Source organism: Wolbachia endosymbiont (group A) of Melitta haemorrhoidalis, assembly GCF_964273365.1.
Lineage (GTDB): Bacteria > Pseudomonadota > Alphaproteobacteria > Rickettsiales > Anaplasmataceae > Wolbachia > Wolbachia pipientis.
On record NZ_OZ187004.1, the window covers coordinates 438,211 to 461,079 of the forward strand.

The 22,869-nt window shown below is 34.0% G+C and carries 24 protein-coding genes, 2 tRNA genes and 2 pseudogenes; 17 read left to right on the top strand and 11 right to left on the bottom strand.

Features of this window, described 5'->3' with window-relative positions; translation table 11 throughout:
• Positions 1-835 precede the first annotated feature (835 nt).
• Positions 836-2,029 carry a bifunctional 2-C-methyl-D-erythritol 4-phosphate cytidylyltransferase/2-C-methyl-D-erythritol 2,4-cyclodiphosphate synthase gene (locus tag ACICPZ_RS02265; RefSeq protein ID WP_010963060.1) on the bottom strand — a complete coding sequence of 398 codons (1,194 nt, stop codon included), beginning with the start codon at positions 2,027-2,029 and terminating at the stop codon, positions 836-838.
• Between the two features lie 263 nt (positions 2,030-2,292).
• Between ACICPZ_RS02265 and ACICPZ_RS02270 the strand changes: the two genes are divergently transcribed.
• The 7 genes from ACICPZ_RS02270 (at position 2,293) to ACICPZ_RS02300 (ending at position 7,907) form a co-directional block, all read left to right on the top strand.
• Complete coding sequence (locus ACICPZ_RS02270; protein ID WP_010963061.1) at positions 2,293-3,357, top strand: AI-2E family transporter; 1,065 nt, start codon at positions 2,293-2,295, stop codon at positions 3,355-3,357.
• 129 nt (positions 3,358-3,486) lie between these two features.
• Complete coding sequence (locus ACICPZ_RS02275; protein WP_395462135.1) at positions 3,487-4,122, top strand: DnaA ATPase domain-containing protein; 636 nt, start codon at positions 3,487-3,489, stop codon at positions 4,120-4,122.
• Positions 4,123-4,327: 205 nt separating this feature from the next.
• The gene (locus ACICPZ_RS02280; protein ID WP_174516059.1) at positions 4,328-4,498 is read left to right on the top strand and encodes a hypothetical protein; all 171 of its coding nucleotides are present in this window, start codon (positions 4,328-4,330) and stop codon (positions 4,496-4,498) included.
• Entirely contained in the window at positions 4,488-5,474 is a 987-nt protein-coding gene (locus ACICPZ_RS02285) for a tyrosine recombinase (protein WP_264374025.1), read from the top strand. The genes ACICPZ_RS02280 and ACICPZ_RS02285 overlap by 11 nt, the downstream gene beginning before the upstream one ends.
• 193 nt (positions 5,475-5,667) lie before the next feature.
• Complete coding sequence (locus tag ACICPZ_RS02290; protein WP_010081980.1) at positions 5,668-6,255, top strand: lysophospholipid acyltransferase family protein; 588 nt, start codon at positions 5,668-5,670, stop codon at positions 6,253-6,255.
• Between the two features lie 51 nt (positions 6,256-6,306).
• The gene (gene rpsT, locus ACICPZ_RS02295) at positions 6,307-6,576 is read left to right on the top strand and encodes a 30S ribosomal protein S20 (protein ID WP_012673338.1); all 270 of its coding nucleotides are present in this window, start codon (positions 6,307-6,309) and stop codon (positions 6,574-6,576) included.
• A gap of 80 nt (positions 6,577-6,656) precedes the next feature.
• Positions 6,657-7,907 (top strand): citrate synthase, encoded by a 1,251-nt coding sequence (locus ACICPZ_RS02300; protein WP_010081982.1) that lies wholly within the window; start codon positions 6,657-6,659, stop codon positions 7,905-7,907.
• A 16-nt stretch (positions 7,908-7,923) separates the two neighbouring features.
• Here the strand turns inward: ACICPZ_RS02300 and ACICPZ_RS02305 are convergent, their stop codons facing one another.
• The 3 genes and pseudogenes from ACICPZ_RS02305 to ACICPZ_RS02315 all read right to left on the bottom strand — a co-directional run.
• Positions 7,924-8,073 (bottom strand): hypothetical protein, encoded by a 150-nt coding sequence (locus tag ACICPZ_RS02305; protein WP_155975166.1) that lies wholly within the window; start codon positions 8,071-8,073, stop codon positions 7,924-7,926.
• 23 nt (positions 8,074-8,096) lie between these two features.
• A pseudogene (locus ACICPZ_RS02310) lies at positions 8,097-8,281 on the bottom strand (IS4 family transposase); the annotation flags it as partial.
• Positions 8,282-8,418: 137 nt separating this feature from the next.
• Positions 8,419-9,369: pseudogene (locus tag ACICPZ_RS02315) on the bottom strand (transposase); the annotation flags it as partial.
• Positions 9,370-9,514: 145 nt separating this feature from the next.
• Between ACICPZ_RS02315 and ACICPZ_RS02320 the strand changes: the two are divergent.
• The 4 genes from ACICPZ_RS02320 (at position 9,515) to ACICPZ_RS02335 (ending at position 12,008) form a co-directional block, all read left to right on the top strand.
• Complete coding sequence (locus tag ACICPZ_RS02320) at positions 9,515-9,658, top strand: hypothetical protein (protein WP_236514430.1); 144 nt, start codon at positions 9,515-9,517, stop codon at positions 9,656-9,658.
• 32 nt (positions 9,659-9,690) lie between these two features.
• On the top strand, positions 9,691-10,047 hold the full coding sequence (locus tag ACICPZ_RS02325) for a hypothetical protein (RefSeq protein ID WP_227738564.1): 357 nt from the start codon (positions 9,691-9,693) through the stop codon (positions 10,045-10,047).
• A gap of 24 nt (positions 10,048-10,071) precedes the next feature.
• A complete protein-coding gene (locus ACICPZ_RS02330; protein ID WP_231115838.1) occupies positions 10,072-10,374 on the top strand; it encodes a hypothetical protein in 303 nt (100 codons plus the stop codon).
• A gap of 107 nt (positions 10,375-10,481) precedes the next feature.
• On the top strand, positions 10,482-12,008 hold the full coding sequence (locus ACICPZ_RS02335) for an acyl-CoA carboxylase subunit beta (RefSeq protein ID WP_395462136.1): 1,527 nt from the start codon (positions 10,482-10,484) through the stop codon (positions 12,006-12,008).
• Between the two features lie 53 nt (positions 12,009-12,061).
• Here ACICPZ_RS02335 and ACICPZ_RS02340 read toward each other — a convergent pair.
• A tRNA-Thr gene (locus tag ACICPZ_RS02340) sits at positions 12,062-12,134 on the bottom strand.
• Positions 12,135-12,381: 247 nt separating this feature from the next.
• Between ACICPZ_RS02340 and mutM the strand changes: the two genes are divergently transcribed.
• Positions 12,382-13,197, top strand: a complete 816-nt coding sequence (gene mutM / locus ACICPZ_RS02345) for a bifunctional DNA-formamidopyrimidine glycosylase/DNA-(apurinic or apyrimidinic site) lyase (protein ID WP_010963068.1) — start codon at positions 12,382-12,384, stop codon at positions 13,195-13,197.
• A gap of 16 nt (positions 13,198-13,213) precedes the next feature.
• Complete coding sequence (gene pdxH / locus ACICPZ_RS02350) at positions 13,214-13,807, top strand: pyridoxamine 5'-phosphate oxidase (RefSeq protein ID WP_022626142.1); 594 nt, start codon at positions 13,214-13,216, stop codon at positions 13,805-13,807.
• Positions 13,808-13,810: 3 nt separating this feature from the next.
• On the opposite strand, the gene ACICPZ_RS02355 is transcribed toward pdxH, so the two are convergent.
• Positions 13,811-13,887 (bottom strand) — tRNA-Met (locus tag ACICPZ_RS02355).
• Positions 13,888-13,949: 62 nt separating this feature from the next.
• On the opposite strand from ACICPZ_RS02355, the gene ACICPZ_RS02360 reads away from it, so the two are divergent.
• From ACICPZ_RS02360 to ACICPZ_RS02370, 3 genes are all read left to right on the top strand, one after another.
• Positions 13,950-16,124 (top strand): ComEC/Rec2 family competence protein, encoded by a 2,175-nt coding sequence (locus ACICPZ_RS02360; protein ID WP_264374028.1) that lies wholly within the window; start codon positions 13,950-13,952, stop codon positions 16,122-16,124.
• A 61-nt stretch (positions 16,125-16,185) separates the two neighbouring features.
• The gene (locus ACICPZ_RS02365; RefSeq protein WP_264374029.1) at positions 16,186-17,883 is read left to right on the top strand and encodes a hypothetical protein; all 1,698 of its coding nucleotides are present in this window, start codon (positions 16,186-16,188) and stop codon (positions 17,881-17,883) included.
• On the top strand, positions 17,874-18,818 hold the full coding sequence (locus tag ACICPZ_RS02370; protein WP_264374060.1) for an RluA family pseudouridine synthase: 945 nt from the start codon (positions 17,874-17,876) through the stop codon (positions 18,816-18,818). Before ACICPZ_RS02365 ends, ACICPZ_RS02370 begins: the two co-directional genes overlap by 10 nt.
• Before the next feature lie 11 nt (positions 18,819-18,829).
• Here ACICPZ_RS02370 and ACICPZ_RS02375 read toward each other — a convergent pair whose 3' ends face one another.
• The 5 genes from ACICPZ_RS02375 to ACICPZ_RS02395 all read right to left on the bottom strand — a co-directional run bounded on the left by ACICPZ_RS02375 (position 18,830) and on the right by ACICPZ_RS02395 (position 21,303).
• Positions 18,830-19,180, bottom strand: coding sequence for a diacylglycerol kinase (locus ACICPZ_RS02375; protein ID WP_007549043.1), 351 nt, complete (start codon positions 19,178-19,180; stop codon positions 18,830-18,832).
• Positions 19,181-19,277: 97 nt separating this feature from the next.
• A complete protein-coding gene (locus ACICPZ_RS02380; protein ID WP_246165620.1) occupies positions 19,278-19,466 on the bottom strand; it encodes a hypothetical protein in 189 nt (62 codons plus the stop codon).
• Positions 19,444-19,773 carry an EndoU domain-containing protein gene (locus ACICPZ_RS02385; protein ID WP_010082007.1) on the bottom strand — a complete coding sequence of 110 codons (330 nt, stop codon included), beginning with the start codon at positions 19,771-19,773 and terminating at the stop codon, positions 19,444-19,446. Before ACICPZ_RS02385 ends, ACICPZ_RS02380 begins: the two co-directional genes overlap by 23 nt.
• Positions 19,770-20,057 (bottom strand): hypothetical protein, encoded by a 288-nt coding sequence (locus ACICPZ_RS02390; protein ID WP_012673373.1) that lies wholly within the window; start codon positions 20,055-20,057, stop codon positions 19,770-19,772. The genes ACICPZ_RS02385 and ACICPZ_RS02390 overlap by 4 nt, the downstream gene beginning before the upstream one ends.
• Positions 20,058-20,106: 49 nt before the next feature.
• The gene (locus ACICPZ_RS02395; RefSeq protein ID WP_264374030.1) at positions 20,107-21,303 is read right to left on the bottom strand and encodes a phosphoglycerate kinase; all 1,197 of its coding nucleotides are present in this window, start codon (positions 21,301-21,303) and stop codon (positions 20,107-20,109) included.
• Between the two features lie 1,044 nt (positions 21,304-22,347).
• On the opposite strand from ACICPZ_RS02395, the gene ACICPZ_RS02400 reads away from it, so the two are divergent.
• A complete protein-coding gene (locus ACICPZ_RS02400; protein WP_264329819.1) occupies positions 22,348-22,869 on the top strand; it encodes a cytochrome b in 522 nt (173 codons plus the stop codon).

Consider the following 22,869-nt stretch of genomic DNA (forward strand, 5'->3'; position numbering starts at 1 on the left):
TCATTTCACTTTATGAAGGTGTCATCCCAGCACCTCTTTTCCCGTCATTCCGCTGCTTGTTAGCGGGATCTCATTTTACTTTATGAGGGTGTCATCCGAGTAGCCCCTTTCTCGTCATCCCGCTGCTTGTTAGCGGGATCTCATTTCACTTTATGAAGGTGTCATCCGAGTAGCCTGACTACTTGGATCCAGGAATTTTATTAAGTTGGTAAGCATAAAAGTGGCTGATCTTATGTTAAAACACAACGTTCTTGATGAGATTACAGCAAGGCTGGATTCCAGCGTCAGCTACTTGAATGACAGCAGTCCTACGTCATGCCGCCGCGGTATCTCTAGATCCCGCTAACAAGTAGCGGGATGACGATTGTCGTTTAGCCATAAATATTAAGAAATTTACCAAATAAAAAAAAAGGCAAAAGAAGCCCCGTGGTTGGCTAATTACTTACATTATACTTTCAAGTATGGCGTTTTTTTATTCTAAACGTTTAATAACCGCGATTCATCTGCTTTTAAGCCGCAACTAATCTAAATTATAAACATTAAGAAATTTACTAAACAGAAAAAAAGGCAAAGAAAACCTAGGGTAGCTAATTACTCACTATCCATTTTTTAAGTTGGCGTTTTTTGATGTTTTAAATGCTTTATAAGCGCATTTTAGCTTGTATAGCTAGAAATTTGATAAAGACATAAGGTGCACATAGTGCAAAAAATTAAACATGAGACGCCAAATACGTTGAGTTTTTTTGTCATTTAATCTGTACAGAGAAGATAAATAAATAGCTTCAGTTTCATGATAAGGGGGCTGGCGAAGGGTGTCAAGTAAGTTTTTTCGTTTCTATTTCCAATAAAAGTTTGTATGCAATAACACAGAAGCATGCACTGCTATTCCTTCATTTCTTCCAATATAACCTAATTTCTCTGCAGTGGTTGCTTTGATATTTACAAATTCATCATCAATTTCTAATGCTTTTGATATGAATTTCTTCATTTCTACTTTGTAAGGCGATATTTTAGGCTCTTCACAAACTATAGTAATATCTAAATTAGACACGCTGTACCCTTTTTCTTTTGCTTTTTTAGCAGCAAAGTCAAGAAAGTGAGATGAATTGCAATCTTTCCATTCAGAGGAACTAGGAGGAAAGTGCTCTCCTATGTCGCCACATCCCAGTGCTCCGAGTATTGCATCAACGATTGCATGTATTGCAACATCACCATCAGAGTGCGCTTCTATTGCCATGTTGTGTTCAATTTTCACACCGCAAATTTTTATAAAGCTTTCAGCACCATTTTGAACTTTAATGAACTTATGTATATCATAACCGGCTCCGACACGAAATTTTGGCTCTTCAAAAAGAAGCTTTGCCATATTGATATCCTCTTTTGTGGTTAACTTAAAATTGCTTTTCTCACCTTTAATAATCGCAACATGTTTTTTGTGCTCTACCATTAGTGATGAATCGTCAGTAAATTCTTTGACTGATTGATGGCATGATAATAATTCTTTGAAATTAAAAATTTGAGGGGTTTGTATGGCTCTGAGCTTTCCTCTTGAAATCGTAGATTCAATAAAACTATTACTCACCAATGACATAGTGTCTTCAACTTCTATTGCTGGAACTACTCCTGTATATTGATCATTAATCATAGATTCAACCAAGTTATCTATCAGAACATCTGACACAAAAGGCCTACAAGCATCGTGTATAACTACAAAATCTGGGTTAATTTTTTGTAAGCTTTCAAGCCCTAGTTTAACTGAACTTTGCCTGTTTTCTCCTCCGTATACAGGGCTTAGTAATTTAGTGTCTGTAATTAGTGATATAGCTTTCTCATAGAAACTTTCATGGTCTCTATTAATTGCTATTCTTATGTAATCTATATATTGGTTAGCCAGAAATCTTTTAATTGTATGAAATAAAACAGATTTACCTGCCAGTTTTATATATTGCTTAGGAATCGTAGAATTGCATCTACTGCCTACTCCCGCTGCAACTATTAATGCTGCTATTTTGTATTTCTTAGCGCACATATTTCTTTTTGTAGAAGCTTTCCTCTCTATCCAAGATTCTTTCCGAAAAATAAAATTTCTGACATCATATAAAAGTTACTTCCCCTATTAACTAGCATAATTATAATAGCAAAAGAGATATTTAGAGAGCTCAAAATCTATCTTTGCCTGCGGATTAAACAACTAAATTTTAGTAAAAAATGATAGTATTACAAATCGTAAAATACTTTCAACATAGGAAAAATAAATTGCATATTTTTCAGTAAATTAGCTATGCTAAACACATGCAAAAACGTCATATAACTATTTGTTTCATACTGCTTTTTATAATAGGGATGTTATTCCTGATGCGTCCTATGATTTTTCCATGTTTAATATCTATTATTATTGCATATTTGTTTAATCCGCTAGTAGTCAAGTTTGAAAAGTATAGAATACCACGTTCATGTTCTGTAATTTTTATAATACTTATTTTATTAATAGCTTTTATACTAGTCATAACATTTGTTTTACCTATTATATATGTTCAAATTACTTCAATATTAAATTTCTTAGTGAGTAAAGTGCCTTCATTAAAGTTTAAAGTAATCCCCTCTGTATTAGAATTTCTTAATATGAAAATCGAGGATAGCTTATTTGATCATTTATCTAAAAATCTAGCAGAAAATTACAGCAACTATGTATCTTATTTCATGAATGCTCTTGATATTGCTAGTAACTTTATAATCCAAGTGTTAAGTTCAAGCTTTAACACGGTATCATTAATGGTGATTACTCCTGTAGTGTTTTTCTATATATTACGTGATTGGCCTTTAATTATAGAAAAAGCTAGTAAATTAATCCCTATTCCTTACAGAGGAAAAATTGCAGATTATTTTTCCAAAGTGGATTTCATTATATCTAATTATCTAAAGGGGCAGGTAAATGTATGTATTGTCATGATGGTCTTTTACTCTGTGAGTCTGAGCATAATTGGATTGGAACACTCTATTGTTATTGGAATTTTATCAGGAATGTTAACGTTCATACCTTACGTAGGGCCATTATTATATACCATTATTGGGTTTTTGAGCGCTATCACTCAATTTAGTGGATGGTTTGAAAGTGCTGCTGTTTTGCTATTATTTGGTGTTGGACAATTAATAGATTCAAACATATTAGTTCCTTTATTAATAGGAAAAAAAGTTCATATACATCCAACTGTAATTATTCTGGGAATTACTATATGCGCTTCATATTTTGGATTTACAGGTATATTACTTTTTATTCCAATAATAGCAATGTTCAATGTATCAGTAGAATATGCAATCAATAAATATTTTAAAAGTGAGCTTTATAAAAACGGCTAACAGACCTTTTGCATAATCAATTTATGGTAAGAGGAGAAATGAGCCCAGAATACCTGACACATTTGAGGAGCGTAAGTAAATTTCTGCGCAAAAATTACTACCAGAAAGAGGTTACGTAAGAGGTTCAACGTGCAATTAAATTTATTTAACAACAATCAAGCTGATTATAGCCGGCAAAATTACATCATCTTAGATGAAAATAAGCACGTATATAATTCGGTAGTTAATGATTTATCTTGGAAATGTCTGATTCTTTTTGGACCTAAAAGCTCCGGTAAAACTCATCTTGCTCATATTTGGCAATCAATAAACGATGCAATCTTTATCAATGTGAATAACTTCGTAAGCGAGATTAGGTATAGCGATGCTTTTATTTTAGAAGACGTACAAAACATTAAAGATGAAGCAATATTATTACATTGTTACAATTACATGAAAGAAAACGACAAGAGGCTGCTAATCACTTCTTCAATTTCACCAAAAAAGCTTAACTTCAAACTAAGAGATTTAAGTTCTCGAATATTATCAACTATCAGCGTAAAAATTTTGCCTGCAAGCGAGGAATTATTAAGAATTATGCTAATAAAACGATTTTCAGATAAACAGTTAAAAATTGATTTAAAAGTGATTAATTATATTTTAGCAAGAATAGAACGTTCTTTCTATAGCATTGATAAAATTATAGAAAAGATAGATAATGAATCTATAGGGTCAAATGTGACCGTTCCTTTTATTAGCACTTTATTAAAAAAAGATGCCATTTGATTTCTTCTTTTGTAAAGGTGTATATTAAAAATTTATTAACACCCATAACACTAACGTAATTGGAATCTCTATCTGTCCATGTTAGAATTATAATCAATGTTATGTTATAATAAATATAGATAGATACAGCTAAGAAGTATTCTATATTTATAGTAGAGCTCACTTTATAAGGTGTTTTTTATAGATTTAACGTTATAATTTAACTATGATAAGAGTAAGATTAAATTTAAGAAAAAGGTTAAAGCAAAAGTTTGTGATGTTCACTCTATTGATAAATGCTTTATTTGTCTCATATTTTCTCATAAGAAACACAGGGAACACTTCTAATCACATTATAGCCAAAGAAATAAATATAGGAACTGATAATGAAAAATAAACAGTCGCAAAATAAAAAAGAAAATCTTTACATAACATATTACATAGATGCTTTAGCTTCAGAGAGGTCCGCTGCACGAAATACTCTGGAAAGTTATCATTCGGATTTACACCAGTTTGAAGAATTTTTATTGGAAAGCGGCACTACCTTGGTTGGTGTAAACAAAACCAATATTAAAGATTATGTGAAATCTTTATGTACACAAAAAAAATATAAAAGTAGCTCTATATCAAGAAAAATATCCGCTATGAAAAATTTTTACAAGTGTCTATTTAATGACGGAATAATAGATTTTAATCCAGCGCCGGCTAATGATGCTGAATTAAAGAATCCAAAAGTTTCTCGTCCTTTGCCTAAGTATTTAAGTGTCGAAGAAATATTTTTGCTAATGGACACAGTGAGAAAATCAGCAAGCGAATCGAATAAAGAGATAAGCAGTAAAAGGCTATGTGCGATTTTAGATATCCTTTACTCTTCTGGAATGCGTGTTTCTGAACTAATTAGTATGAAATTATGTGAAGTGTCACATTTAATAAACAGTAATAACAAAGAATGCTATATAATAATAAAAGGAAAAAGTGGTAGAGAGAGGCAAATTCTTTTTAATGAACAAGCATTGCAGAGCCTTAGAAATTATTTATCAGTTCGTGATAATCTGATCTCTAAAGAAAAGGAATCCGATTGGCTATTCCCAGGTGATAAACCTAATAAACCAATTACAAGGCAGAGGGTCGGTCAATTAATGAAGGAGTTGGCAAGAAAATGCAATATTGATGAAAATAAGATCTCTCCACACGTGATTAGGCATTCTTTTGCTACCCATCTACTAAATAGCGGAGCAAATATTGTGTTGATACAGAAAGTTCTTGGCCATACTAACCTTTCTACAACACAAATATATACTCATATTGCTAACGAAAAGTTAAAGGACAAATTAGCTGATTCGCATCCTATTACTCAGATGATCAATAATTAAATTTATTGTTTTTAATTTGTAATAAAGTTAAATTTAAATAAATTTATGTGAGTTTGTGATTTCAAGTTTATTGTTTAATTTCTTTCTTATATTATGGGAGGTATTCTATACTTTCATTACTCTCCCTGTAATTTTCTTTTCTGAGTGTGTAATAACCATTTTCCTCGTCTGTTCGGTGAGAGTTGTATTATTCATGCTGCGTTTATTATGTGGCATTAAATATGAAGTGAGGGGAATGGAAAACATCCCTAAGCAACCTTTTATCATTGCATCTAAACACCAATCTCCATTTGAAACATTTATTTTTATACTACTATTTAGAAAAGCGGTTTTTATTTTAAAACGTGAATTGAAATGGATTCCATTCATTGGTTTGCATCTTATAGCGCTGAAAATGATTTTTATTAACCGTTCAGATGGTATCAGTTCTATACGCCATATAATCAAACTAGCAAAAATGCGTATAAAAGAAAATAGAAGCATAATAATATTTCCTGAAGGTACAAGAACAACTATAAACCAAAATATAAAATATCAACCAGGTATTGCTGCTTTATATAGCGTATTATCTGTTCCTGTGTTACCGGTTGCTTTAAACACTGGTTTGTTTTGGCCAAAAAGCATACTTTCTCTGAGAAAGAATCCCGGAAAGGCAGTAATAGAAATATTGCCCCCAATATATCCTGGGTTAAACAAAAATGAATTCTTGCAAAGTTTAGAAAAAATTATTGAAGAGAGAAGCAGTAGATTAACCATAGGAAAAACTGATATTGCAAATTAACAAAAAAACTTTATAATTAAAAGAAAAGTACAGTATTTTAGGTATTAATATATGGCAAATCATAAGAGTGCTAAAAAAATGATAAAGGTAATAGCAAAGCGCACTTTAATAAATAAGATGCGGAAAAGTAAAACTCGCACCTCTATTAGAAAATTGGTTGATATAATCAAGTCTGGCGACAAAGAAAATGTTGTTCTGGCATTTCGGAATGCTGAATCTAATTTACACAAGTGTGTGAATAAAGGTGTTATTCATAGGAATACTGCTGCGCGTAAAATAAGTCGCTTAAATGCAAAAGTAAAAGCATTGATGACCGCTTAATACGGTTAATGTAAAGTTAACTGTATTAATATATACTCCTCAGTTTGTATATTCTGTATAAAATTTAAGTAGCTTAAGTGATGGATAAAAAAGTGCTATTAGAACTAAGTAATGGATTAAAAATCGAGCTACCTGTATTAAGCGGAACAACAGGTCCTGATGTGTTAAATATCAAGGATTTATATAAGATGACAGGATTATTCACTTACGATCCAGGGTTTGTTTCTACAGCTTCATGCTCTTCTACAATTACATTCATTGATGGAGATGAAGGAGTTCTTAAATATAGGGGACATAATATAGCTGATTTGGCAGAGAATAATAATTTTACTGCTGTGATTTATTTATTGCTCTATGGTGAATTACCCAGTTCAGAGCAACACAAAAAATTTCTTCTCAAAATACAAGAATCATCCAAAGTATCAGAGCAAGTTACAAATGTAATTAAAGCATTTCCAAAAACTGCTCACCCTATGTCAATCTTAGTTGCATGTTTTGCAAGTTTGTCAGCATCTTATCATGAAAAGCATGGCAACAATGTCAATGGTGAAGACCTAGATTTTGGAATTTCTGCAATAGCGCAAGTTTCCACAATTATTGCAATGATTTATAGGCATATCAACAATCAGGAATTCATAAATGCTAACAATGAATTAAGTTACAGTGAAAATTTCTTAAAGATGATATTTGGCGATGCTGTTGATAATGATAAAAGCGCCCTTTTTGCAAAAGCTCTGGATAAAATATTTACTCTCCATGCTGATCATGAACAGAATGCTTCTACGGCGGCTGTCAGATTGGTGGGATCGGCTGGTTCTAATCTGTTTGCAAGCCTCTCTGCAGGAGTTGCTACACTTTGGGGACCAGCACATGGTGGAGCTAATGAGGCAGTTATAAATATGCTAAAAGAGATAGAGCAAAGTGGAGATATAGATAAATTCATCGAAAAAGCTAAAGATGATAAAGATCCATTTAAATTGATGGGATTTGGACATCGTGTTTATAAAAATTATGATCCGCGCGCGCGTATATTGGAAGGCGCTTGCCATGAGGTTCTAAGTAAACTAGAACAAAATAATGAACTGCTTAAAATTGCAAAAAAACTTGAAGAAATAGCTTTAAAGGATGAATATTTTATCGTGCGTAAGTTATATCCAAATGTTGATTTTTACTCAGGTATAATAATGAATGCTATTGATATCCCCTCAAATATGTTCACGCCTATTTTTGCACTTGCAAGAACCACTGGTTGGGTTACTCAGTGGTATGAAATGATAAATGATAAAGAAACTAAGATCTGTAGACCAAGGCAACTCTATTTTGGTAAATAAATTTATTTTCACTTCATTAGACTTCTTGCATAACCCAAACTAAGTAGAAAAAAGGTGTCATCCGAGTAGCTGACACTGGTTCCTTTACGACGGAAGTGTCCAGAGGTGTCATTCCAGTCTGGAATCCAGAAAAAAGGATGGTGTCATTCCGTATCCGTTCAGCCAATGGCGTCAACTTAAGAACTTTCATTAGCAAACTCTCCTAAAGACATGATGGCGTTTAGGCTTATCTACTTTATTGCGGCTGTCCCGGTCGGATTTTAACTTTAGCGCGTATACTTAAAAAGGGCTTGAAAGTTTTTTGGCGCAATAAGTACCTGATAGAGTTTCTGCCTCATTACACCAAATAAAACTGAAAAATTTAAACGATACTCATACCAATTCTCATTATTAGTGAATCAAATAAGCGATATTGTAGAGTTATTTAATTGTGGAGTGAGAAAGAAAGGCAATAGTATGGCTTTTTTTCCATTGTTATCTATCCGTTTATTGTGCAGTGGGAATTGGTATCAGTAATTTGATCTGGGTTCCAAGGCCCTTGTGCATCACACATATGAAGCGATAATATATTGCACATGACCAAGTTTGCCCAAAATTCTTGTAATACAGCCTCTCCAGAAAAATTCTCTAACTCTGCTCCTACTTTGAGTCGTTTATAGCACTCCTCTATGTGCCACCTTAACACATAAGCTTTGCTCCAAAGTCTCGGTCAAAAACTCTGTTTCTCAGTTGGCTAATGTCAGCACTATAACTCTTACTTTCTGTCCTTTCATTTTATTTTTTAGCTTTTCATTTTCTAATATAAAATCAAAATCTAATTCGCCAGCGTTCCCATAGCTTACTATAATTTCTTTTTTGCAAGCGAAAAATAAAATCTACTTCCAAATTATAATGCTGCTGAATGAATTTTACTGAAGACGATCATAGATAAATAATAATTTCTCTTGATTTAATAAACGCATTTGAGTGATAACTTCGGGTAATTGCTCTGCCGCCAACGTTTGTTCACCTATATTCCAAGCTGCAAGACGAGCACTGCAAATCAATGAAGTACACAAATCAACAAACAAATTGCCAATGGTGCCTGTTGTTCCATTTGGTTCAAACTCGGATACAATTTCCCCAGAGCTGGGTAATCTCATACCAGAACCATCTGCTGCAATAAGTCTATAGCCTCTCCAACTCAGGTTCATCCTGATAGGCTGTTTGGATGCTTAGATTCTTGAAAGCCTGTATGGCAAATCTTATATCTTGCTTTAGAAAAAGCTTGCTTTGAGGGTACATGTCAATGGCTCCATAAGTTCACATTCTATTCCCAAACTTTTTTTAACTAACTTTAAAATCATAGAAAATACTGTCGAAAAAGCTTGTTCGTGTAAAACTCAACACAATGGATTTTCTGAAAAGTTTTCGAGTATATTATATTTTTAATTTGTAGAATAAGGTTTTTTCCTTTTTGCATATTTCACCTAAAAAGGACACATTTTAGACTTCTTTGTTGAAATAAAACAGAAACAAAAGTGCTGTCCCTTGCACTCTTTGGATAATTTAATGATAAAAAATTTGGAGAGAAATTTTATACACTATCGCTGATATTTTTCCTTAAGTTGACGCCATTGCCTGAACACTTACCTAATGATGAAGCTATCGAAAACATAGCAAAGAGACTTCAAAAATCTATAGACGATGCAAAAAAGCACAAGGTCATGTTTAGTGTTGATGTATTCCAAGGAGAAAAAAGTCATCAATAATAGATTATTCGATACTGATCTTATACCACCTCATGGAGCAAGATAAAAATGTTACTGAGACTGGAAAAGAAAAACTACGGCCTCTTATGTTAGAAATGTTTAATCTAGTTTCAACAGGCACTGATGTGAGCCAAGAAGTTCGGAGATTATTGCCAGAAGATATACTGAAAGAACGCGGCGAATATTTGTCACGTCTAAAACAAATTGTAAGTGATAGTATTGAAAATGACAAAAAAAAAGAAATTGTAGTAGAAAGAGATAATAAATTTTATTATGTACAGTGTCCAGAAAAAAGTGTGATCACTCCTGCAAAATTTATGAACTCCCCGGAATTTAAGGACTTAGAATATGGTGCATTGCGAATAGGAGAAGGAGATAATCTAATCTGAATAAAAAGCTGGCAATATCATGATATGCAAGGCAAAGTAAAAATGACCTTTAGGGTAGGCGATGAAAAGATCGAAATGATTTTATCTTCTGAAAAAGCTGAAAGTTTTGGTAAAATAATGGTACATATGGATGACAAAAGTTGTGAAATCTTCTCAAAGTACCTAAAAGAGCTAGAAAAAGAACCTCGTATAAGCAAGGTTGTTGAAGCTGCTAAAAGTTTTGCACAAACAAAAAGCAGTGCAGTTAGTCCACCTCTTTCTAATATGAAAAGTGTTGACACATCGCAACATTTTCAAAGTAGTGACCATGAATCACCAGAGCATTAACAATTATCATACATACATTGTTGCATATAGCAATAGTGTATGTGTATAGTTAGTAGGGTTTGTAAACTTAATAAAGTCTACAACTAATTTGAAAACTACTTTATTGTATGCAAGACTTTAAAATACTAGAAAATCTAAAAACCAAAGCACTAGAAGCTGAAAAAGGAGGCGGTTCTGACAGGATTACCAAACAACATGAAAAAGGGAAATTAACTGCTAGAGAAAGGCTCAGTATATTGCTCGATGAAAGTTCTTTTGCAGAATACGATAAATTCGTAAAACATCATGCAAATGATTTTGGCATGCAAAATGCTAATTTTTTAGGTGATGGGGTAGTGATTGGTCATGGTACTATTTATGGCAGAAAAGTTTTTGTTTATTCTCAGGATTTTACTGTCTTTGGTGGTTCACTTGGTGCGTCACATGCAAAAAAAATATGCAAAATTATGGATATGGCAATTAATGCCAGAGTTCCAATTATCGGACTAAATGATTCTGGTGGAGCCAGAATTCAGGAAGGAGTAAATTCTCTTGCTGGTTATGGAGAAATTTTTCAAAGAAACGTAAATGCATCGGGTGTTATACCACAAATTTCTTTAATTATGGGCCCATGTGCAGGAGGTGCAGTTTATTCCCCAGCATTAACTGACTTTACTTTCATGGTGAAAAACAGTTCATATATGTTTATAACCGGGCCAGATGTAGTAAAAAAGGTTACCTACGAAGATGTAAGTTTCGAAGACCTCGGTGGAGCAAAAATTCATACAAGCAAAACAGGAGTAGCGGATTTTGCATTCAATAATGATGTTGAAATGCTGCTAAAAATGCGTGAATTCTTTACTTTCTTACCAGCAAATAATCAAGAATCACCGAAACCTAAATCAACCTGTGATTCAGTTAATGATATTGATGAATCTTTAAATACTCTGATTCCTAGCAATCCTAATACTCCTTATGATATGTATGAACTTATTGAAAAAGTTTGTGATGGAAGGAAATTTTTTGAGTTAGAACCTGATTTTGCTCGTAATATCATAATTGGTTTTGGTAGAATTGGAGGAAACACTGTTGGTATTGTTGCAAATCAACCTATGCACCTTGCAGGATGTTTGGATATTGATTCTTCAAGAAAAGCTGCGAGGTTTGTAAGGTTTTGTGACGCATTTAACATTCCGATCATCACACTTATTGATGTTCCAGGATTTTTGCCGGGTACAAATCAAGAATACAATAATATAATACAACACGGAGCGAAACTGCTTTACGCTTACGCTGAAGCGACCGTGCCGAAAATTAGCCTTATCACTAGAAAAGCGTATGGTGGTGCATACATTGTTATGAATTCGAAACATCTAAAAGGTGATATAAATTATGCCTGGCCAACTGCTGAAATAGCTGTGATGGGCCCTGAAAGTGCAGTTGAGATTATATTTCGACACGAAAAAGATCAGCAAACGTTAATTAAAGAATATAAAGAAAAATTTGCTAACCCATTTTTTGCTGCATCATATGGATACATTGATGACATTATAGTGCCAAGTAAAACAAGGTATCACTTTTGTAAAGCATTAGAGCTACTCAAAAACAAGAAGGTAGAAAGGATATGGAAAAAGCATGACAACTTACCTCTGTAACTTTCTTCTAAGCCTTGCTTACAAGTTATGCAATATTATAAGTATAATCAGTGTGCCGTTACCAAGACTCGAACTTGGGACCTCGTCATTACCAATGACGTACTCTACCACCTGAGCTACAACGGCAAGTTTATATATTATGATAATGAATAACACAAAAAAGAATAAGGAAAAAGAAGAGGAGAAAAAAAGATTAGCGAAAGCTTTAAAGCAAAATATTTTGAAAAGAAAAAAGCAGCAACAGAGTAGACAGAGAACCCTTTCAAAACTCGTTTGTGGTGAGGAATTTTTAGGAGAAAGCACCGCAGAATACTCGAATGTATTTGAGAACGACAAAATTACCATCAGAAACTTAAGTTTTGAAGGAGGTATCATGCCAGAACTACCGGAAGTGGAAGTAATCTCTAATTTTTTGCTTGATAAAATTAAAAACAAGCAAATCAGTAATGTTATAGTGAATAATTGGAATTTACGTGCCCCAATAACAAAAAATATTGATGATATGCTAAAGGGCAAAGTCATACGCAACATCAAGCGTAGAGGTAAGTATACCATCTGGAATACAGATGGTAGTGTGGCTGTAATCATACATCTTGGCATGAGCGGAAAGCTTATATATGCTGACCACGATCAAATGCGGAATAAGCATGATCACGTGGTATTTTTATTTTCTGACAATACTTCAATAATTTTTAATGACCCAAGAAGATTTGGATTAGTTATCGTTTTAAATAAAGAACAAGAAACGGATTTTTTTAGCGATTTTGGAATAGAGCCCCTCACGGATGAATTCAGTGGAGACTATTTACAGGAGTTGCTGAAAAACAAAAAAGTGAATATCAAATCAGCGTTAATGGACAATAAATCAATAGTTGGCGTAGGCAACATATATGCTTCTGAGAGCTTGTTTAGAGCCCGTATATCACCACTCAGGTCAGCAAAAAACTTGACCTATAGAGAGTGCGAAAAACTTGCTGCTGAAATAAAAAATACTCTGAGTGATGCAATTGCTGCAGGTGGTTCAACACTGAAAGATTATGCACAGCCATCTGGATCTGCTGGATACTTTCAAAATAACTTTTACGTATATGGTAAAGTTCAAAAACCTTGCAAGATTTGCAATAATATCATAACACTTATACGACAAAATGGCCGTAGCACTTATTTTTGCAACGCGTGCCAGAATTAAGATTTTATTTTTTGATATGATATTTTCACTTGAAAAAGATCCATTTGATTTGTTTTCAAAGTGGTACAAAGCAGTACTTAATTCTCCGTGTGAACAACCAACTGCAATGACGCTAGCAACTTGTAGCAAAGACTGTATTCCATCTGCAAGAGTGGTATTACTAAAGGAATATAGCAAAGAAGGTTTTGTGTTTTTCACTAACGTAAACAGTAAAAAAGGGAAAGAATTGACTGAGAACCCCAAAGCTGCGTTAGTGTTTCATTGGATAGAATTTGCTAGGCAAGTGCGAATTGAAGGAGAGGTTAAACTTCTAAACGATGAAAGAACTGACAAATACTTCTCTTCTCGAGCGCTGGGTAGTCAAATTAGCGCATGGTGCTCAAAACAATCGAGCATTCTGAAAGATTGGCAAGATTTTGAGCAAGCTATAAAATTGAAGGAAAAAGAATTTCACAATACACAAGTTTCTCGTCCTGATTTTTGGGTGGGATTTTGCGTAATCCCAAAAGTAATTGAATTTTGGCAAGAAGGTGAATATAGGAAGCATATTAGATTTAGATACACTCTTGTTGAGGGAAGCGATTGGAAAGTGGAACAACTATATCCTTAAAAATGGTTGCGGGAGTAGGATTTGAACCTACGACCTTCAGGTTATGAGCCTGACGAGCTACCGAGCTGCTCCATCCCGCGTCGTTGCTTATTTAGTTATTATATATACAAATAATGAAAAAAGAAAAATAAAATTTCACCACATGCAAATATCGACACACTTATTAACTTTTCTTGACATAATAGTTAGTTATATACGTAACAATCTGCGCAATGAACAATATAACTTGATACTGTGGTTTCCTGTTTTTCAGTGTGTAGGAATTCTAACCTATTTTTCCCTAAGTTTTGAACCAAGCTGCATATCTATTTTTCTTTTGCTTTTACCCACACTAATTTTGATTGCAATATTGTATAAAAGGTACGCGATATTGTGTATCGCTTTAATTGCAGTGCTCATAGGATTTACAGCTAGTAAATTAAGAACAGCTTTAGTTGATACTCAAATTCTTGATAAAGAGAGATATGTAAAAGATATCGTTGCCACAGTGAAGGATATTAACGACAGGGGCTCATACAAACAATTTCTGCTTTCTATTACAAAGCCTTCCACCATTCCAGAATCCTCCTCTGTCATCCCAGTGCTCCCTTCTGTCATCCCAGCGCCCTCTTCTGTCATCCCAGTACTTGATACTGGGATCCAGAAAAAAAAGATATGGATTCCAGCGTCACGCGCTGGAATGACACCGGATAGAGCTCTAGATAACATCAGAATATCAGTTAGAACCAAAGTGGAAAAAGGCATTAAAATAGGCGATCAAGTAAAATTATCAGCAAAACTCTTCCCTCCAAAAATTGCGCCTTCGGAGTATGCATACGATTTTGCAAGAATAGCATATTACCAGAAAATAAGTGCAACAGGTTTTGCAACAAGCAAAATAGCCCTACACAAAAAGGCTGAAGCAAGGCAATTTCTAGAGTATATAGAATCTTTCCGTCAATACATTTATGAAAACCTGCAGCAAAATATCAAGAAACCACATGCGGATATAATCTCTGCATTACTGATCGGTAAAAAAGATGGCATAGATCAAAAAACTATGGACGCGATACGAGATTCAGGTATAGCACATTTGTTTGCCATATCTGGTTTGCATTTATCATTCGTTGCTGGTCTGTTTTTTGTAGTGTTTCGTAATTTATTCGCAATATCTGAAACTTTGACTCTTAAGTATAACACCAAGAAAATATCTGCATTCCTTACTATCTTGCCAACCACGTTTTATTTGTTGATTACCGGTATGCAAATTTCTGCTCAGCGTGCCTACATCATGGTGATTTTAGTACTCGTTGCAATAATGATAGAGAGAAAATATCGAGGGTTAATAGCAATTGCGTTTGCTGCTGCAGTGATACTTATCATAGAACCTGAAGCAATTTTAAAGCCAGGCTTTCAGATGTCATTTTCTGCTGTTTTGGCACTGGTTGCCAGTTATCAAATTAATGCTAATAAATTATTCAAAATAAAAATAATGAAATATTTTGTGTCGATAATGATCAGCTCAGTAATAGCAAGTTTAGCAACTGTTCCGTATACGATATATAATTTTAATTATTTTTCAATTAGTGGCATTATCACAAATTTAGTTGCTATACCAATAGTTACATTAATTATTATTCCACTTGGAATAATTTATGTCTTATTGATTCCTTTAGGTATTGAATGGATTATAGCGCCATTTATAGAGCGCCCAATTGACAGCATTTTGTATATAACAAACGCTATCGCTAGTCTTCAGTATTTGGTTATTCCCATTCGTACTTTTCCTGCCTCATCAATTATTATAATAACATTTGGGTTATTGTGGCTGTGCTTGTGGGAAAGAAATTGGCGCTTCTTCGGAATTTTCTTTATTGTGCTGGGTATTTGCTTTAGCACCGCATATAAAACCCCCGACATCCTAATCAGTGCTGATAATGTTGCTGTAAAAGAAAGTGATAACTTACTATATTCTCTCACTAGAAAAAGCAGAAATTTTGTTATCAAAACGTGGGCAAAGCAAAACGGACAGAACCAAATTTTGAATCATACAAAATATAGCAATCCAGATAAAAGACTAAAGTATGGCTGTATATATAATAAAGGAAATAATAAATCAGTACTGCTTGCTTATAAAAAAGAAGATATTTCAGAAAATTGTGATAAAGTTGATTTAATAATTCAATTAAGTGAATTCGACTATTCAGCTTGCAACGCTAAAATTATTAAACATGCTGATCTAGAAACGTATGGCACACATTCTGTTTGGTTAACAAATCGTTACGTAAAGATTAATACAGTGCGCTCCAATAGGCCTTGGCACATGTTGAAAAATTAAGAAACTTGATTTTAAGGTTTGGTTAACGTATACCTAAATAAGTTTAAACTAGAAAAATGTTATGGTTACAGACACTCAAGATCCTTTCAAAGACTATTTTGATTTTTTAGGATTTAGAAAACTTTCTGACCAGCCCAGTAGAATTTTGAGCTCTATAAGAAAGTATTCTGGTACTATATCGATAGCAAGTACCATTGCTACTCTTATAGCATTTACTGCCTTTTCTATTCAGCCTGTTACAGTAAGTATTGCTGGGTTTGCGTTCACGCCAGCACCTCTTGCCTTTATTCCTCTTATAGTTCTCTTATTTACTGCTGTTATAAACTTTATAAATACACAAAAAATAAAAGAGAATGAAATAGATAAAAAAATAGGAAACTATCAAGTTGATGAACAGTACAGCCAGATTGTTCAAGAAGCTAAAAAAATTGAAATTGTAACAAATTTAGATAAAAAGGGGGAAAAGCTTTCAATAGTTTTACCAATTTCTAAGACGCAGAGAGAAATACTAGAAGATATAGAAGCAGAAAATAGAAATAGGATTCTCTTGTTTACTGGATCATATGTATTTGGTACTATTATAGTAGTTTCAGCAATATCACAATCCATTAATGCTCCAATAATATTAATAGCTTTATTAGTCGCTATTCTTTTATGCATCATATCAACACTTAGCAATCTAATAAGTAATAGCGTGGATCATGAAAATCATACTATTAGAAAACACAGTTCTTTAGGTCTTCTATTTCCATACTGGTCTGGAAAGGGCATGGTTGTATCAGTAGTAGAAAATAAGCTTGGTAAAAGGGAAAATGAACTAATATCTCTAATGAAAAAACTACTTAGTCCGCTTTGCAACTCATTTGACAGTAACCTTAAAAAAGCTTGCGATTTACTTGATAATAGTCTTTTAAAGCCTGCAAATATTAACATTAAAGAAACGCTTGATCACCTAAAAAAAATCAGAGAAGACATCAAAAAAGATTTAGATTGGCTACATGCAGAAATTTCAGAAGTTTTAAACAACACTAAAGAATTGACAAAAAAAGCACATTCACTAGATATTGAAGGTACTTTTTCTAGGTTAGAGAATGCTATTAAAATTGCTGAAGATAAAATTGAACGATTTGAACCAAGCCGCTTTGTAGGCTGGCTTCAATCAACTACGCAGTCTAATAATAACGAGTTCCTTAGCATGCTAAAAAAGTTAAAAGAGGATACAGAAGAGGAAAAAACGGAATTGAAGGAGCAATTAAACGTAGTAAGGAATGAATTAGAAGAAATAAAAAAGAAGCAAGCTCAACCAAGTACGCCTGATTTAGAAGCTAACAATGGAAATAATACTAATAAATTATTAGTGTTAGAAAATAAAGTCAAAGAACTACGTGACACAGTTAGAAAGTTAGAGCTGGAAGCAGAACAAAATAAGCTGCAGCAAAAGAAGGAAAAGTTAGAGCAAAAAAAATCTGAACAAGAAAAAACAGATGAATGGAAAGAAAAAATCAACGGCAAACCAAGTGACTTTCTATATTATTTATTAGAATCTATTAAGCTGGAAGAAAAAGATAATAAAGAAAAAAAGGTTGAGGCAACATTACGAGATTTTGATAATAAAGTTGCAATCCACTGGAAAGATGGCTCTCAAACAATTTGCCATATTAAAAAACAAGGTGATCTGCAAATTGAGTCTAGTGCAACAATGTTTACAGACCCAAATGTTCAAGCAGCATGGGAAATGGCGCGGGGTAAATCACTATAGATCACTCAATAATAACCTTAAGTGTTAATAATGATAAAGAGAAATTAAGGTTAGACACCTATATAGCTGAAAAATGCAACATATCACGCAGTAAAGCGCAAAGATTGATACAAAATGAGCAGGTGAAATTACTTGGCACACCGATAATTAATAATGACCACATAGTAAAACCAGATGAAGAGTATGTGGTGCATCTCGTTCAACCTGACATATCCACATCAATTGAGCCTAATTATGACATAAAACTTGATATCATCTATGAAGATGAGGACATTATAGTTCTGAGTAAACAAAGTGGATTAACAGTGCACCCAGGTGCTGGGACAAACAATGATACGCTTTTGAACGCAGTTATCGCTCACCTTAATGTAAGACCAGGAATTGTTCATAGACTCGATAAAGATACTAGTGGGCTAATGGTAATTGCAAAAAATGAAGCAGCCCATAGTTTTTTGTCTGAATTGTTATCGAATCGCAAAATAAAGCGGGAATACTTAGCAGTAGTTTGGGGAACATTATCTTCTCAGCAAGGCACGATAAAAACTAACATTGCTCCCAAACGCGGTAATAAAGAAATGATGTGTGTAACAAAAATCACAGGCAAATTAGCAATCACTCACTATTTAGTGCAAAAAGTTATAGGACAAGTAAGCCTCGTTAAATGCACTTTAGAGACAGGCAGAACACACCAAATTCGAGTCCACATGAGCCACATAGGACATTCCATAGTTGGTGATCAAGTTTATGGAAAAAATAGTAGTAAAAGCACAAAATATGCTAAAAACTCTAGTTTCATTCGTAATTTCAATAGACAAGCACTACATGCTTATACACTGGGCTTATACCACCCAAAAAGTAAGGAATACATGGAATTTGTCTCTGATTTACCGCAAGATATAAAAACTTTAATTGGTGAGTTTGACAACATATCTTAATAACATTCGTATTAACCTATCAATATTATCATCCATGTTATCAGGAAGTTAATTAATGAAAGAAAAACTGCTGCACTACCTAGATCTTTCACCTTTTTTGAAAGTATGTGTTGTTCACTGGAAATACGCTCAATTGTCGTTTCAAAAGCAGTGTTAACAATTTCCACAATTAACACCAGGAATAGGCTGCTTATCATTACTGCACGTTCTAGATTACTTACATCCAAAACAAACAAAATTGAGACACATACTATAAAAAGCAGTAACTCCTGTCTGAACGCAATTTCTGATATAAAAGCTGATTTTATTCCTTCACAAGAGTATTGAATTGCTTTTATTAGACGAATAATGCCCTTCTTCATTATTATTCACAAAACCCTTTAATCAAAATTTTAACTCATTTGGATTTGCTACACCCTATAGCATTTTTATCATTTGTTCACCCTATTGGTTTTGAAATTAAGATTTACTGCAACTACAATAAGTACTCTTATCATCACATTTTGGTGTTAAGTCAGGATAGAACGTGAGTATAGCATCATTCTTTCTTACAAACACTGATTGATAATTGTCATCTTCCATTTCATATAGACACATTCCATCTTTTCCTAATTCCTTAAACGCCTTAGTTGCAGAAATTATCGGCATGAAGGTTATATGCGTATCCATTTGGGCATTTAACTTTCACTTCCCCATCCTTACCCAAATATTTCATTCCAAATGTATAAACCGGCGGCTTAATATCTGATTCATTGCACAGGATTCCAACTGCCCATTTATCCTCTTGAGCTTCAACATATCTACCTACAAAATGCATACCACCTAATTTATCGTTTGGCTCACCACAAAAAATATGTCCAAACCCTATAGTTTCTTTTTCACTTCCACTATTTGTAAACCAAATGTTAGCCAGTTCATCTTTAAGTAACTCCAAATCCGCATCTGGCGTAATCACTTATATATTCCTTTCACTACTTCTTGATGCTGCGGACAACTAAGTAAAATTTTGAAATCTTCTTTATCTGGATGTGCTCCCCAATCTCCACAAACTTTCAACACTCCTCTATCGAAGTCAGTTAATTCTGAAACGGTGGCTGGTTGTGAACTGAAAAATGGTTCAAAATTGACTTCAACATTTTCTTCTACATAGCCGGTGTGAAAATAATGATCCTTAATATAAAAAATAAATCCTATTATTGGTATTATTAAACACAAAATTAGTTTAACTGTCTTCGACATAATCACGTTCACAAAAAAGCTAGCCTATAAGAAATAATTTAAAAAAGTTTTAATCTAATCGTTTTTGCAGAGCAGCAACTCCCGGCATTTCATCGCCACTTAACCAATCTAAAAATGCTCCTCCACCAGTGGAAACATATGTAAAATCCTTATCGGTAAGGCCTGCAGCGCTTATTGCAGATAGACTATCGCCTCCCCCTATTATGCTGGTTAACTTTCCTTTGTGCGTTAAGTCACTTACGATTTTCATTACCCCTATTGTACCACTTGCAAAAGCTGAATGTTCAAAAACACCAATAGGTCCATTCCACAGCAGAGTCTTACTGCTTGCTATTATACTGCTTATTGTACTCAAAGTTTGTGGTCCGATATCCAAAATTATATCACCGTCCAAAATGGACTCAGTTCTTCTTGAAATACTAGTGCTGTAATCAGAGTTTACTGCAACCAGAACGTCTTCTGGCACAACTATTTTGCAATTGTTTTTATTTGCTGTTTCAACAATATTATGTAGAAGGTCGTCAACACCATTTTGAAAGAAAGATTTCCCTATATTTACTTTGCTAAATGACAAAAAATTATTGGCTATTGCACCACCTAGAACTAGGTAATCAACCTTTTCTGTTAGCTTCATAAGCACTTTTATTTTAGTTGATATTTTAGCTCCCCCAACTATCGCAGTAATAGGTTTAGCTTTAAATGATACAGCTTTTTCAAGATACTTTAGCTCATCTTGCAAGCAAAATCCCGCATAAGAAGGTAAAAATTCTGTAATGCGTGAAATAGAAGCGTGAGCTCTGTGAGAGCAAGAAAATGCATCATTTACATATATATCCGCTAGAGATGCTAGTTGTTTGGCAAAATTTGAGTCACTTTGCTCTTCCTCTTTATAAAATCTTAGATTCTCTAGTAATATTATATCTCCTGCATCCATAACACTTACTGCTCTTTGTACTTTTTCACCAACGCAATCGTCAATGAATTTCACTTTTTTATTTAGTAACTGCGATAAAGTGTCAATTACATTTTTTAGCGACAGATTATTGTCTCTGGCCTTTGGGCGTCCGAAATGCGATATAATAATAATCTTTGCACTCGCATTCACTAAATACTGAATAGTAGGCAATGCTCTCAAAATACGAGTGACATCACGAATTTCTCCATCTTTTATAGGAACATTGAAGTCAACTCTAAGTAAGACGGTTTTATTGTGAAGATCACAATTTTCTATACTAGGTATATTCATTACAAAATTGAAGCTATAAAGTCACTATACAGCAGTTTGATCTAAAGTAAAGTTTTAAGCTTACGAACGTTTAAGGAAATTTGCATGCCAAACGCTTGACACTGGAACCTTATCGTCATGCCGCTGCGAACCGTCATACCGCTGCGGCGCTAACAAGAGATCCCGCTAACACGTAGCGGGATGACGAATTACTTAACCATCATTACACCGTCATACCGCGATTCATTCGCGGTATCTCAAAGCATAGATCCCGCTAACACGTAGCGGGATGACGAGGTCATGCCACCGCGCGAACCGTCATACCGTCACGGTATCTCTAGATCCCGCTAACACGTAGGGGAATGACGAGGTCATGCCGCCGCAAACCGTCATACCGCCGCGGTATCTCTTAGCCGCTAACACGTAGCGGGATGACGGTTGTTGTTTAGCTATAAATATTAAGGAATTTACCAAATAAAAAAAAAGGCAAAAGAAACCCTGGGGTTATTATCCGCTTTAAAATATTGGCGTTTTTTATGTTTTAAACGCTTGACAAGCAAGATTAAGCTGCTTTTAATTGCAACTAACTTACGCTGCAAATGTTTAAGAAGTTTACTAAGCAGAAAAAAAGACAAAGAATCCCCGAGTTAGCTAGTCTTTTACTATCTCTGTCGAGTATTGGCATTTTTTGATGTCTTGTAACGCTTTATAAGCGCGTTCAGCTTATTTAGATAAAAATCTAGATGTAGATGAAGTTTTGTAAAGACATACAGTATCTATATACTGCAAAAAATTGAACATAAGACGCCGATACATTAAGTAATCCTTACCTTTTAATCTGCAGATTGGCGAAAGCAAATACAATAGCTTCAGTTTTATGATAAGGGGGCTGGCGAAGGGTGTCAAGCAAGTTTTTCGTTTAATCCGTTTCTTGATTTAGGTGCCCTTGACTTCCGGCTGGGTCGAATTTGTATAGCTACATTGTCGGTAAATCTAAATTGCTTTAATGATTTTGATTGAAAAATAGTTTTTCTATTATATAAATGCTACTTTAGGGTAATCAAAATGGAAGACGATAAATATAGCCTAGGTTTAAGAGTTATCCATTGGTTGATGGCTGTTTTTATTATCGGTATGCTTTGTTCTGGACTTTATATGAAAAGCCTGCCACTTAGCAATGAAATTAAGTTCAACATATACGCTATTCATAAGGCTTGCGGTATCACTATTCTTGGATTAATCATAGTACGCATATTTTTTCGCGTCTTTACTTATGTTCCACCACTTCCAGCAAATTTTTCTCGGTTTGTAATCAATGCAAGTAAAACAGTACACTTTGGTTTATATTCTTTGATGGTGCTAATGCCACTATCTGGCTATGTCATGTCTTCTGCTTCTGGCAAACAGATCAAATATTTTTTTCATATCCCTTTGTTGATTAATCAAAACAAAGACCTAGCTAACACGGCTAACGAGCTACATTCGATGCTTGCATATTTTATGGTACTCTTTATAATCTTACATATACTTGGCGCCTTAAAACACACATTTATAGATAAACAAAACATTTTTAAACGTATGATATAG

Coding starts and splice junctions, on each gene's coding strand:
- ACICPZ_RS02265 (WP_010963060.1), bottom strand. CDS start 2,029: ATGTGCGCTAAGAAATACAAAATAGCAGCATTAATAGTTGCAGCGGGA.
- ACICPZ_RS02270 (WP_010963061.1), top strand. CDS start 2,293: ATGCAAAAACGTCATATAACTATTTGTTTCATACTGCTTTTTATAATA.
- ACICPZ_RS02280 (WP_174516059.1), top strand. CDS start 4,328: ATGATAAGAGTAAGATTAAATTTAAGAAAAAGGTTAAAGCAAAAGTTT.
- ACICPZ_RS02285 (WP_264374025.1), top strand. CDS start 4,488: ATGAAAAATAAACAGTCGCAAAATAAAAAAGAAAATCTTTACATAACA.
- ACICPZ_RS02290 (WP_010081980.1), top strand. CDS start 5,668: ATGCTGCGTTTATTATGTGGCATTAAATATGAAGTGAGGGGAATGGAA.
- rpsT (WP_012673338.1), top strand. CDS start 6,307: ATGGCAAATCATAAGAGTGCTAAAAAAATGATAAAGGTAATAGCAAAG.
- ACICPZ_RS02300 (WP_010081982.1), top strand. CDS start 6,657: ATGGATAAAAAAGTGCTATTAGAACTAAGTAATGGATTAAAAATCGAG.
- ACICPZ_RS02325 (WP_227738564.1), top strand. CDS start 9,691: ATGGAGCAAGATAAAAATGTTACTGAGACTGGAAAAGAAAAACTACGG.
- ACICPZ_RS02330 (WP_231115838.1), top strand. CDS start 10,072: ATGCAAGGCAAAGTAAAAATGACCTTTAGGGTAGGCGATGAAAAGATC.
- ACICPZ_RS02335 (WP_395462136.1), top strand. CDS start 10,482: ATGCAAGACTTTAAAATACTAGAAAATCTAAAAACCAAAGCACTAGAA.
- mutM (WP_010963068.1), top strand. CDS start 12,382: ATGCCAGAACTACCGGAAGTGGAAGTAATCTCTAATTTTTTGCTTGAT.
- pdxH (WP_022626142.1), top strand. CDS start 13,214: ATGATATTTTCACTTGAAAAAGATCCATTTGATTTGTTTTCAAAGTGG.
- ACICPZ_RS02360 (WP_264374028.1), top strand. CDS start 13,950: ATGCAAATATCGACACACTTATTAACTTTTCTTGACATAATAGTTAGT.
- ACICPZ_RS02365 (WP_264374029.1), top strand. CDS start 16,186: ATGGTTACAGACACTCAAGATCCTTTCAAAGACTATTTTGATTTTTTA.
- ACICPZ_RS02375 (WP_007549043.1), bottom strand. CDS start 19,180: ATGAAGAAGGGCATTATTCGTCTAATAAAAGCAATTCAATACTCTTGT.
- ACICPZ_RS02380 (WP_246165620.1), bottom strand. CDS start 19,466: ATGCCGATAATTTCTGCAACTAAGGCGTTTAAGGAATTAGGAAAAGAT.
- ACICPZ_RS02390 (WP_012673373.1), bottom strand. CDS start 20,057: ATGTCGAAGACAGTTAAACTAATTTTGTGTTTAATAATACCAATAATA.
- ACICPZ_RS02395 (WP_264374030.1), bottom strand. CDS start 21,303: ATGAATATACCTAGTATAGAAAATTGTGATCTTCACAATAAAACCGTC.
- ACICPZ_RS02400 (WP_264329819.1), top strand. CDS start 22,348: ATGGAAGACGATAAATATAGCCTAGGTTTAAGAGTTATCCATTGGTTG.